The organism is Algoriphagus formosus (assembly GCF_002807035.1).
In the GTDB taxonomy this organism is placed as follows: domain Bacteria; phylum Bacteroidota; class Bacteroidia; order Cytophagales; family Cyclobacteriaceae; genus Algoriphagus; species Algoriphagus formosus.
Genome location: NZ_NIUC01000002.1, coordinates 1,363,099 through 1,374,386 on the forward strand (window position 1 = coordinate 1,363,099; position 11,288 = coordinate 1,374,386).

The 11,288-nt window shown below is 39.2% G+C and carries 11 protein-coding genes; 1 reads left to right on the forward strand and 10 read right to left on the reverse strand.

Annotated features, from left to right (window positions below):
- Positions 1–5: 5 nt before the first annotated feature.
- From CDH51_RS12255 to asd, 10 genes are all read right to left on the reverse strand, one after another.
- Entirely contained in the window at positions 6–1,076 is a 1,071-nt protein-coding gene (locus CDH51_RS12255; RefSeq protein ID WP_100628825.1) for a P-loop NTPase family protein, read from the reverse strand.
- A 13-nt stretch (positions 1,077–1,089) separates the two neighbouring features.
- Positions 1,090–1,893, reverse strand: a complete 804-nt coding sequence (locus tag CDH51_RS12260; protein WP_100628826.1) for a DUF2490 domain-containing protein — start codon at positions 1,891–1,893, stop codon at positions 1,090–1,092.
- Positions 1,894–2,180: 287 nt separating this feature from the next.
- Entirely contained in the window at positions 2,181–2,762 is a 582-nt protein-coding gene (locus CDH51_RS12265; RefSeq protein WP_100628827.1) for an aspartyl/asparaginyl beta-hydroxylase domain-containing protein, read from the reverse strand.
- Positions 2,763–3,066: 304 nt separating this feature from the next.
- On the reverse strand, positions 3,067–3,504 hold the full coding sequence (tnpA, locus tag CDH51_RS12275) for an IS200/IS605 family transposase (RefSeq protein WP_100629434.1): 438 nt from the start codon (positions 3,502–3,504) through the stop codon (positions 3,067–3,069).
- Between the two features lie 117 nt (positions 3,505–3,621).
- A complete protein-coding gene (locus CDH51_RS12280; protein ID WP_100628829.1) occupies positions 3,622–4,209 on the reverse strand; it encodes a nuclear transport factor 2 family protein in 588 nt (195 codons plus the stop codon).
- Positions 4,210–4,503: 294 nt separating this feature from the next.
- Positions 4,504–5,226: a hypothetical protein gene (locus CDH51_RS12290; protein ID WP_100628831.1), complete on the reverse strand. Its 723-nt coding sequence runs from the start codon at positions 5,224–5,226 to the stop codon at positions 4,504–4,506.
- Positions 5,227–5,380: 154 nt separating this feature from the next.
- Entirely contained in the window at positions 5,381–7,138 is a 1,758-nt protein-coding gene (locus tag CDH51_RS12295; protein ID WP_100628832.1) for a hypothetical protein, read from the reverse strand.
- Between the two features lie 136 nt (positions 7,139–7,274).
- On the reverse strand, positions 7,275–8,048 hold the full coding sequence (locus CDH51_RS12300) for a hypothetical protein (protein ID WP_157807103.1): 774 nt from the start codon (positions 8,046–8,048) through the stop codon (positions 7,275–7,277).
- Between the two features lie 496 nt (positions 8,049–8,544).
- A complete protein-coding gene (locus CDH51_RS12305) occupies positions 8,545–9,252 on the reverse strand; it encodes a hypothetical protein (RefSeq protein ID WP_157807104.1) in 708 nt (235 codons plus the stop codon).
- A 632-nt stretch (positions 9,253–9,884) separates the two neighbouring features.
- Positions 9,885–10,766, reverse strand: coding sequence for an archaetidylserine decarboxylase (asd, locus tag CDH51_RS12310; protein ID WP_100628835.1), 882 nt, complete (start codon positions 10,764–10,766; stop codon positions 9,885–9,887).
- Positions 10,767–10,865: 99 nt separating this feature from the next.
- Here asd and CDH51_RS12315 point away from each other — a divergent pair, with 99 nt between their 5' ends.
- Positions 10,866–11,129 carry a hypothetical protein gene (locus CDH51_RS12315; protein WP_157807105.1) on the forward strand — a complete coding sequence of 88 codons (264 nt, stop codon included), beginning with the start codon at positions 10,866–10,868 and terminating at the stop codon, positions 11,127–11,129.
- The last annotated feature ends 159 nt before the right edge of the window (positions 11,130–11,288 follow it).

The following is an 11,288-nucleotide window of genomic DNA, read 5'->3' on the forward strand; positions in this document are numbered from 1 at the left end:
GTGTTCTAGGCGGATAGAAGCTGCATGGTTCTGAGATAATCGGGAAATTCACCCATACTCAGCTGCTCCAGATTCAAAATCGGCAAATAGCTATGATCATTGTTCTCATCCAGGCATTCTCTTACTTCCTGAACCAAAAGTGGGCTAGCTGTAAATAAACCTGCCAAAGCTGTTGCTTGGATACCCCATGAATTCAACGTGTGAACTCCATTAACTGCAGATAGACTATCTCCTGCTGAGAAAACAACTTGATGTACCGAACTCATAAATTTGGGATTTTTCAAAAGCATCTTAGTCTCGCGCTGCAGGATGCCATCTGCTATTTCAATTATCACGTAGTCCGGTCTCTTTTTCAATACATCCCGAAGGAGAGTTTCATAAAGACTTAATAGTTTTTCCTCAGAAACCAGATAGGTGGACGGGTAACCATATCGGGAAAAATCTATTGCTTCACAGGCTCCAAGATCGAAAGCTAAATTGGCATCCTTTGGATATGCGGTTCCAGTCAGCTTGATGTAAGCCGCTGTATGCCCCTTTTTTGTAAGTCCATTGATTAGAAATGCCGCTGTGGTTGTTTTTCCGCTGTCCATAGCTGAACCTAGCGACAGCACCACTTTTGTTCTTTTTGCCAGATCTCCTGTAAAAGGAATCAGCTTCTGCTCCTTTTGTGAAATGGTATTTGCTATCTGTCCTCGTTCATCCGTGTAAAGGCCAACAAGTTCCACTTTGGTAGGTCCTATCTCGTCAAGTCTCTGATGCATAGATTTTACTTCTCCGATCACTCCAGCACCTCCGAGCATATGGAATTCACCTTTTAGATCATCGGGGATATACCCTTCGAATTGATTGGTAGCATATCTATTTCCAAAAGCCCCCATGATCAAATCGCCCGGGATAAGCGTTGCGCTTCTGGATACTGTCTGGATCATTTTATTTTTACCAATTTCGGTCACCATGAAAAGGCCCACATCACCTGCTTTTAAAGTGAAGTTTGGCTCTAATTCATCGATTGAGATTAACTCCATGGGTCTGATTCCATGACAGACCATTCCTATTTTGATTCGAGATTTCATCATTTTTTGTGTTTAGTTAAAAGTTTATTGGTAGAAAATTTTCATTGTGCTTGCCCTTTAGCTGGTAGCTTACCGACATTCCTATCACATGGTAATTGTTAAAAGGGCGCTGAATTCGTCCTGTATTTGGGTTTAGGACATTGATTTTATTGGTTGCTGAGAATCCAAGGTTGAACTCATGCTGATGCATGTAATAGAGCGATAATCGGATCGGGTCACTGATTTTGAAATTGAAGTTTGCCAGGATCCTGCCCCGATGAAATCCATTGGCAGGCTTCCTTGCGATTTCTTCTCCTTCATCGTTGAAATACCGAATATTCCCTCCACCTATATTGTAAAATAGGCTATAGCTTAAAGAAGGAGCCACTCTGAGAAAATTTAGCCTTTTGCGGAGACCCAGGCGATTACTTAGGATTACGCGATGGTCAAATCGGCGCTCCTCTTTGCTATGGGTTTCAAATTGAACTCCACTACGAAGTACAAGTCTTTTGTTTAGCTTTTTTCGGTAGATAGCGTTGATGAAAAGCCTGTTGGTCGTGCGATTGGATGAAGGAATACTCAGCCAGGCAGTTCCTACTCGTGCACTCCAGGTAGAATTGATTCTGTAGCCCAGCCGAAATTGGTACCAATTGAAATTATTCCTAATCCCATCGGTAATATCTGTTGAATGAAGATATGCCACTCTGGCATCTAGGTTATCCGTTAGTGGCATTCCCAGGCTGAAGGTGTTCCAAACCCTTGTCTTTTCTTGAGCATGTAATGGATTTGCCAAAAAAAGTGCGACTACTAAAAGGCTGATTTTTACTGATGAGCTGAGCATATTCTTACTTTTTATGCCTCTTTGTCGCAGCGGGAAATCAGATTGTAACCAGCCTCCCGAAAAAAGTATGTTTTATTTACCTCTTTGCATTGGTAAAGCATTAAAAATCTATTGCTTACATGCTATCAACCTAATTCTGTCATGGTAATTGAAGCATAAAAAAATCCGGTAAGTTTCCCTACCGGATTATTTCACAGGTGCTTATTTCTTGATCCAATCCCAGATCTATATCGTCAATTACCCTGAGGAGCAATTCTCAAAGGAAGTCATCAAAGGCTGAAAAAGACCTATGAAGCAGCGGTGTAGACACTAAAAACTTCCTCTTCAAGTTCTGAAGGGAGCATGTCAAAAATCATGTGAATACGATCCTGATCTCCATCATTGCGGGCTTCATGCATCTCATTGTTATCAAACCACCAAAGTTCACCCTCCTGCATTCGTACCTCTTCATCCCCTGTTTTCATCCATGACCCGAGGCTTGATTTTAGGACCAAATGATAGCGGTTTCGAACTCGATAGTATTCCCCTCGATCGATATGTGGGTAAACCTGTTTACCAGCGGGCAAGCAAACAATCTTTGCCCTTCCCAGAATTTCATTTCTTTCCTTCGCAAATTCCTTTAGAAACTCCACAAATAAAGGATATTGTTTGCTAGCGGATGTCCATCGACTTTCGTGTACGTCTCGACGCTTTCTATTCCCGATAGCAGATTTCCGAAGACCTCTCAATGGAATAGCCAATGCCTCACGTTGTACCATAATCTTGTCTTGTCGACCAGTGGATCCGGCCCAGGCATTTTCTATGGAGTCTATCTGATCCAAAAATGGCTGGGTGGAGATATGCTGTTTGATAAGTTTGAAGTTTTTCATGGTAATCAATCGGTTAAGTTAAAATTACATTTTGTGACTCTTTGTCGCATAGGAGCTTCCGATCGTAACCGCCCATCTGAAAAAAAATGAAATTTTTTAATGGGCATATCCGCTTTTCTTCCACTAAGAATTCTGTAGGGCCTAGCTTGAATCAAAAGGTTCGGAATCTGGAAGCTTCGATCTTCTTCAGCCCACGGTTTAAACCGTGGGCTAAGGGATATTGGATAGCTCAGGAATGGTTTCAACCATTTGAATTTGCCCCAAATGGATTTTATTCGTTTTGTGTTTTCGAATAGCTAATAGTTTATTTTACATCATTTAGTCCATATAATTTCAGGAATTCCTCATGCTCTTGTGCAAAGGTTTTTTTCTGATGATGCTGTTTTTGGCTGTTGATGTATTGATAAACCTTATCTACCACCGATTCAGAAACTGAATAGGCCGCATAACCTGTTTGCCAGGCAAATTTCTCAGAGATTAAGTTATTTTGATTAATGTAATGTGAACTACTGCCTTTGATTTGTTTGACCACCTCAGCAATCGATTTTTGGGGACTCAATAAGAACAAACAATGCACATGATCAGGCATTCCGTTTATAATTCGCACCGGGCAGCCTAATTCACGAAATTGTGCTAAAATGAAATTGTAAACCTTCTTCTCTATGGCAGTAGAAATGAGGGGCGTTCTTTCTTTGGTGGCCCATATTGCGTGTATCCAGATTTTATTGAATGAATGTGGCAGAGTTTCTTGTTTTAAAACCGTTAAAACGGTTTGGGTGTACCATCGCATTTGATAGCCCAGGGTTTAAACCCTGGGCTATGGGGGAATTGGATAAAATAGAAATGGTTTTAACCATTTTCAATGATTTGAAATTGCTTTTAATTTCCGCTTGAGTCGAATAGCAATAACTGTCGGGATCAGGGCGATTACCAATCCAATCAAAAGGCCCTGAAGCGTAAACCTCAAAGTCTGCGGCGTGTCAATATCATGTCGATGGTTCCATATTTCCACAATTTTCCCTTCCTCGTTGATTCTAAAAACATTGATGATGGGAATAGTCCCCGAGCCAATCATCAGCTTCCCCATCATCGTGGAGGGGGTAAATGTGGCTTCCCAACGGGTGGCAACAAGGTCTCCCCCCTCGGCGATCTGATAATTGATTTTAGAGTCCCAACTCCCATTATCCCAAAAGAGGTCAGCGGTTAGTTTCTGCTCGATGGCAGGCTCTGTGACCCCTTTTCGGTCGCCAATATCATGGACCACATATTCCTCTGCGACATAGTCCACATATCGGTCCGTATTATCCGTAAACCAAAGATCCTGGTAGAAATTCCGGGCAATTTCCTTGTTTCGCTCCTGTCTGCTTTTCGAGGGGAGGCTGTCATTTTTGGAAAAAGAATCAAGACAAATTCCCAGTGTCGCGATGAATAAAAATACCTTCTTCATATTGCGTGATTTTATGTTGGTAAATGCTGGTTTTATTTACTCCTTAACTCTTCTAAAAATACCTTCGCAATTCCCCCAAACTGCCCCGATGATCTATGGGCAAGCGAAAGGGCTGAAGCCTTTTACAAAATGGGAATACAGAAGAACCTTAATATGGAATTTCAAGAAGCCTTATTCCCTGAATTTACAGATTTTTCTGGGTAAAAAGTTATAATCAGTCTTCTAACTATCTGATTGTTAGGGTTTGGGTTTTGAGAAAAATGGAAAAGCAAATGGTAGAGATATGGTAGAAGCCTAGTCCAAATCTGGGCTAATAACAACATTTAAGTAATGCTGAACTTGCTTTAATTTCTCAATCTTAAGTTCTTGATTATTAAAATGTGCTTTTACTACTCTAAGTACCTTCCCTTTTTGAGAAAATGTTTCAGTAATGATGACATTCTTATCATTTACTAGCTGAAGTTTACATTCATAAGGATTTTCACAATAATAGTCTTTATCCAAAACTTTAAGATTCAGTCTTTCTAAACCCGAAAATCCTTTTTCTTTCAATTCAAATTGAATTTCTACGGATTTAGACATCCGATATTTTTTCTCCAACTCCTCTCGCAATGACTGTTTGTCTTTTTCAATCATTTCGTTGATTCTTCTCTTTTGTTCCTCAGCGGAAAATAATTGGATGGAGATGGTGCAACTTGAAGGTGACAAATCAATAATTGTAGCATCGTAGTTGTTTGTCAATGGACCAGAAAACCTAAAATCTTCTTTCCTAAGAATATGGGCTTTGATCGATTTAAAAAATTTAGGAGGGACTATGCCAAGCTTTCCGGCACCTCCAATAGTTCCTGGGGCATAAATAAAAACTTGATCCATTTCGGGTTTTGTCCACAAGTTTACGTAATCACCTTTCTTGCATCCAGCCAATACTGTCTTATCTGGTTTATTCAAACGAAAAGAGATTTCCTTTATAGTTGAATTATTAGCCTTTTTAAAGCCAAAGAAGTCAAATAGTCCCATAAAAATTATTGTTAACGTTTTTGGGCTTGGCGTTCGTGCGGGATTTCAGGGCACAAAACTGTCAACCCAGCACTAAAGTTGATTTGAAAAACTGCACTTGAATTTAAGCACGTCACCCCGCATGACGCCAAACCCATGTTACCTGCTGTGCTTCTCATTTTCTCAAATATTTTATGAATGCTGCTGTAAAACTTGTAGCCAAAACTAAATTTATTATTCTTTGTGTAAGTTCAAGTGTCTGTGTAGTTGAAAGTGATATGTCAGTGTGTAAATAGAAATTTGAACTTACTTGAAAAGGTAGAATGTTCTTAAAGCTATAAATTATCGAATACTGTAAGTCATTAAGCGTTTTTAAAATGTTTGAGGGTTGAAATGCAAATTCGTATTTTACTAAAGCGTCCCCTACATAAAATCCTGTGAATAGAAAAGCAAATGCAAAACAAACAGTTGAACATAAAGCAAAAAATAACGGTTTCTTAAAATTTTCACCATAACTGCTAATTGTCTTGTGGAATCCCATTAACCAAAACTCAATCAGGTCACCTTTCTTTCTATGAATTTTTCGTTTAACTTCTTGTTCTGATATGTAGAACTTCCCACGATTAATGAAGTCTGAACTTTTTTCAGCACTAATTTTAAGTTTTGAATAAATGTCTTTTACTTTTAGTAAATCTTCAATTTCATTTACATTTTCATTGTCATCAATAACTATGTTTCTGTCCACAAAAAATTTCCTTTCTGAAATCCAACTACAATCTCTGAACTCAACATTTGTAATGTCAAACTCTTTAAAAGAAAAATATCTGAAGTCAATATCTTGAAATACTAAATTTTGAAGGTTTGAATACTGAAAGTCTGTTTTGCAATTTTCGTCAATGGCATTGTGGTAAAAAAATGACGGATATTTATTAAAAACCAATCCTCTAAAAAAGGCTTCTTCTTTAAGCCATATACTACTCATATTGAATATGTTATCAAATGAGCAATTTTCAATTAGGAGTTTATTTATTGTTTTAATTTGATTAGAGCGTCCAAAATAAATTGAATTACCGAACTTACAATTAGAAAGAAGCAAGTTCCCAATATGCCAGTAATTCAAAAACACTTCACCCAGGTTTGAATCGAATATTTTTAAGTGTTCTGCATTGTCAAAAACTATTACTGTTTTTGAATTTATTGATGATTCTGTAATTTTAATTTCCTCTACTTCTTTGTTTCCATCAGGTATCCTTATATAAATCTCGTTATTATGGTCGTTAAGTTTATTGGTTTTGTTTAGGATAATTTTGTGAATGTGAATTTTTTTGAATAATGCCTCCCATATTTTTATGTTCTTCAAGCCTTCTGTTCTGAAAATATTTATTGTATCAACTTCCGTCTTACCATTTTCTTTCGGATAATCATTTCTGTCAATACTAATTTCACAAACATTTGAGGACTCAACTGTAATTGTCTTGCATTTGGAGTTTAAAAAAGTAAAACTCCTGTCTATTAAAGTGTCATTAATTGAGAGTGATTCAATTTCTGTATTTTTTCGAACAATTATACCATTGTATAACTTGCAATAATAAAACCACAAGTATTTTAGCTTTGAATTGTCAACAAACACTTTAAAGAGTGAAAAATTTTCTTCAATCGGTTCATTTACTTCAACAGTGTTAAAAATAACTTCATCAATAGTAGAATCTTCTATTGAAATTACTGTGAATTTACAGTCGTTTACTTCAAGTCTTGTTTTGGGCAAGTTGACCTTTGAGACATAAAGAAGAAGTTGATTATCCTTTACATCTTTAACAATAAGTTTTGAACAATTTTGTAAGGAGTTGTTTTTTAAAAACTCATCATCAATAACTAAAAATTTGTCCTTGCGAACGAATTGTTTGTAGTTGTCTTTATTTATTGTAAACTCCATCGTATTGTGTCGGTTTCATAGCATTGCAGGTAACGTGATTCAGCTTGGAGACGGCGGGCTATCCAAAACGTATGTTTTAAGTTACATGGTTCCGCCCGCTGTATCCAAGGTGATGTTACCATCTGGCCTTTTTTGGTTACTTATTTCGGTTTTTCATATATTCTACAAAATTCCAGTTAGCCATAGTTCGCCTTTCCTGAATGGAAATTTGTGGATTATTCTCTATGTATTCTTTATAGTAAAATCCTTCACATTCTACAGTCTTTTGATAGCTAAGTAAAATATCCCTTAACATTTCTTCCGAAAACAATTCGTTATTAGGAATTACAGATGGTATTTTCCCCTTAAGTAATGTGGAACAAAATAAATAGTTTTGTAAATTAAAATTCCCTTCCCCAATATCATTTGAATTAAATATATAATTACTTTTTTGGCCCAAACTGTTTAACAAAGTCACTGTGATAGTCTCTCCTCCAGTGGCTATGATTTTTGTCATCTTAAAATTCTGACAGTATTGAAAAGAGTCTACACTAACAGTGAAATCAGTCGGAATTCCAAAACTTAATTGAGTTCTCTCTAATCCAGACGTCAAGGTGGTATGGTCTATTTCCAATTCTGTTAGCGTGAAATCTTTTTTATCAATCGCTTTCCAATGAGTTATTCCTTCAACTCGTTTTTTGTCAATTACTATTTTGTCGCTTAGTTTCTTTCTTTTTTTATCTTCTTTATAATATGAAGTCACTAAATCACCATTTACTTCTCTAATAAATTCAAGGGTATATTTTGGCATACCTTGTTTAGTAGGGGGTTCGTCCGCTTGCTGTGAGGTAAAAATAATTTTTTCAATATTCTGACCTATTCCAGGTGAAATCAACAAAAAAGTCAATAATATCAGTTGTATGTGTTTCATTTTAGGCTTGATGGTAACTTCTTTTAGGCGCCATAAATACTCCATTATCCTTCAAAATAATGGGGATAAGCGCCAAAACTATTCTTTTTTTTCCCTCTTAATAAATTCATCGAAAGAGGCTTAAGGATTACCCTGTCTACCTTAGCTCATGGATTTAATTCTCGGTTGTCCCACTATCCTTTCCCCTTTGACTTCTAATTTATCCAAAAATCTCCTCCTCTCTTTCCCAAAGAAAAGCATTTCAAACTAAGAATCTATACCATAAACTGGGTAATTTTTGATTTTTCGAATAAAAATTAAGAGGATTTTGATAGGGAGATGGGAGTTAAGGATCTGGGGTCAGGGAATTTAGTCCAGCGTCAGGAGACGCAGGACAGCAGTCACCCGAGCCACAGGAAAGTAGAAAAATAGTCTAGCGTCAGGAGACGCAGGACAGCAATAAAACATAGGATCCAGCGTCAGGAGACGCAGGATAGCGGAGGTTTAGCCAGGAGCTTTATTTCTGATTCAGAAACTGATTGATCTGATCGCCTATTTCCTGAATAGTCAATAAAACCGCTTCATTTTTGACCCGATTGGCAGCCTCATTATCATTCAATTCTCCATCCATTCTTTTGGACTGAAACTCCCTGGTCACAATCGTCGAGAAGGGAATCAAGCCGGTTCGTACATCCATCAGGATCAGTTGCGTGGTGGCAAAGGCCTTGATATCGGTCTTGGCGAAGACCTTGTAGTTGGAGTATAAGTCGCTATTGATGGAGTAAATTACCACCAGGTCGGATTGGGTTCGCACCGCCACCTCCCTAATCGTGGTAAAGCTGGGGTTGCTGGAAATCAGCAAATCGGGAATCTGCGACACTTGCTGTACTCGTTCCGATCGCTTAAAACTTTGCGTAAATCGATCCAAGTACTCCTGTTGGGATTTCAGATACTCCTCATTGTTCCAGTAGTAGCTGCGTTGGTTTTGCGTGCTTTCTAGTTTGACAAGCGAAATTCGCAAGTTCTCCGGCAGGGAATAAGTGTCTTCGAGGATCTTTCGGATATTTTCTTCCGAAATGGTGGAGGACTGATCGGCAAATAGTGATTGGGTGATGGGCGGTTCGCTTTGGTAGTAAGTCTGGGCAGAACTTCCGGTTCCCGTGGGCTTGACTGTCGTGCATGCATAGAATGCGAATAGCAGGAGGAGGAAAGGTGCGTATTTCATAGTGTGGGTTTTCATGCTCTATACGGAAATCCTCATCCTCGGGCATGCGTTTTGGAAAATATTTTTGGAGGCAGGCTCTTGGGCCCACCCCAGCGCAAGTCTCCTGACTCCGCTATTCGAGACCACTCTAGCGCAAGTCTCAGGACTTGTGCTTTAACTAATGCAGTCTCCTGACTGCTACGGTGAATTCGGATATTCGAGATTTGCAATCTCGAATCCGATATCGCAGGATTTTCAATCCGGGATATCTGTTATGCTGCTTTTCCGAAAGCAGCATTTGAAATCAGCTTATCTTAGGACAAGTCTCGGGCCCCATCCTAGCACACCTTAGCGCAAGTCTCAGGACTTGTGCTTTAATTAATGCAGTCTCCTGACTGCTTGGCTATTCGAGATTTGCAATCTCGAATCCACTATCGTAGGATTTTCAATCCGAAAACTTTGAGTGTTTTCGGGAAATATATTTCCAAGTATTTCAGCTCGCTTGCGAGCCATATTTCCACCGTATTTCTCGACTTTTGTCGGTTTCAGTACTGGCTAACATATTTCTTTTCACAATTACACTCGACTTTGCTTTTTTCAGGAAAAATATTTCAGCTCGCTTGCGAGCTATATTTCCACTGTATTTCCATTATTTATTCACTGGCGATTTTTTCACCCATTCTAACAGCCGTCTCGAATTGATTTTGGGTGTTTTCAACCAGGTCGCTGTCCAGTTCAAAGCTATTGGCATTAAAAAGTAGCACAATCGTCGAGCCTCCAAAAGCGAAATAACCCATTTCCTCGCCCTTCTCGATAGGTGACTCTGGCGTAAAAGTGGAGTTCAAACTCCCAACCATGGTTGCTCCCACCGGGATGATTAGCATGTCGCCTTTTCCGGCTGTTTTCAATCGGCAGATTTCCCGTTTATTCTTGGTGAATACCTTGGTAAATTTTTTCTCCAAACTGATCGGAGAGACGGAGTAATAATCCTTTCCGATTTCATGGCAAGCAGAAGGGATGCCTTGGTAAGGAAAATGATAGCGATGGTAATCATTCGGCGCCAACCTCAAAATGACCATAGCCGCATTTTGGTATTCCTCTGCCAACTTTTCATCCTCCAAAAACTCCTCAAGGGTAAACCTTTCACCCTTGACGAAAAAGGAATTGACTTCGGAGACATTTTTGAAGGCCAGAATTTTTCCATCTCCGGGAGAAACCAGCCCTTCTTCTATTTTGCGTGCACCGGGTTTGAGTTTGCGGTAGAAAAAATCATTGAAGGAGGTAAATTCATCGATTTGCTTTTCGGACTCGCCCATGTCGATATTCAGCGAGCGAACAAAAGGTTCGATCCGGCTTACGGAGCTGGGGCTGTCCATTTTTTTACCGTACCAGTCCGAGATAAACTTCTGTTTGGCAATAGGCAGGACAAGCGCTTCACCAACCGGATTCCCATAGAGAAATCGCAGGATATCCTCCCCGGGCGGCCTTTCGGTTACCAATTCCTTGGTGGCTCGATTGATGAATTTGATGTCCATTTTACAGGTTAATAGATGATCTTCAGCAAACTAAGCGAATCACTCGCCTACTTTCCTCGCTTCTTCATCCAATGCTCAGCACAAAATAAAGGTTCAAAGATGAATATTTGGTCTGAATTGATAGAAAAATACTTTATGCTACCATCAAGCCGCTATTCGAGATTTAGATTGGCGCCGCTATTCGAGATTTGCAATCTCGAATCCAATATCGTAGGATTTTCAATCCGGGATATCTGTTATGCTGCTTTTCCGAAAGCAGCATTGGATATCAGCCCATCCAAGCGCAGGTCTCGGGACACACCCATAGCGCAAGTCTCAGGACTTGTGCTTCAATCAATGCAGTCTCCTGACTGCTACGATTAATTCATCTCCGTCTTGCTGGCATAAAGTTTCTATTCCCAATCTAAGACCAAGGGCCAGCGCTGGTTTATGTTATCTTTTTGCCCAGCATTTCGCTCATCGTACCTCTTCGCTCATACTGGGCTGATACATTTCGCACTTTCAGCGCTTAGATTAGCGCAA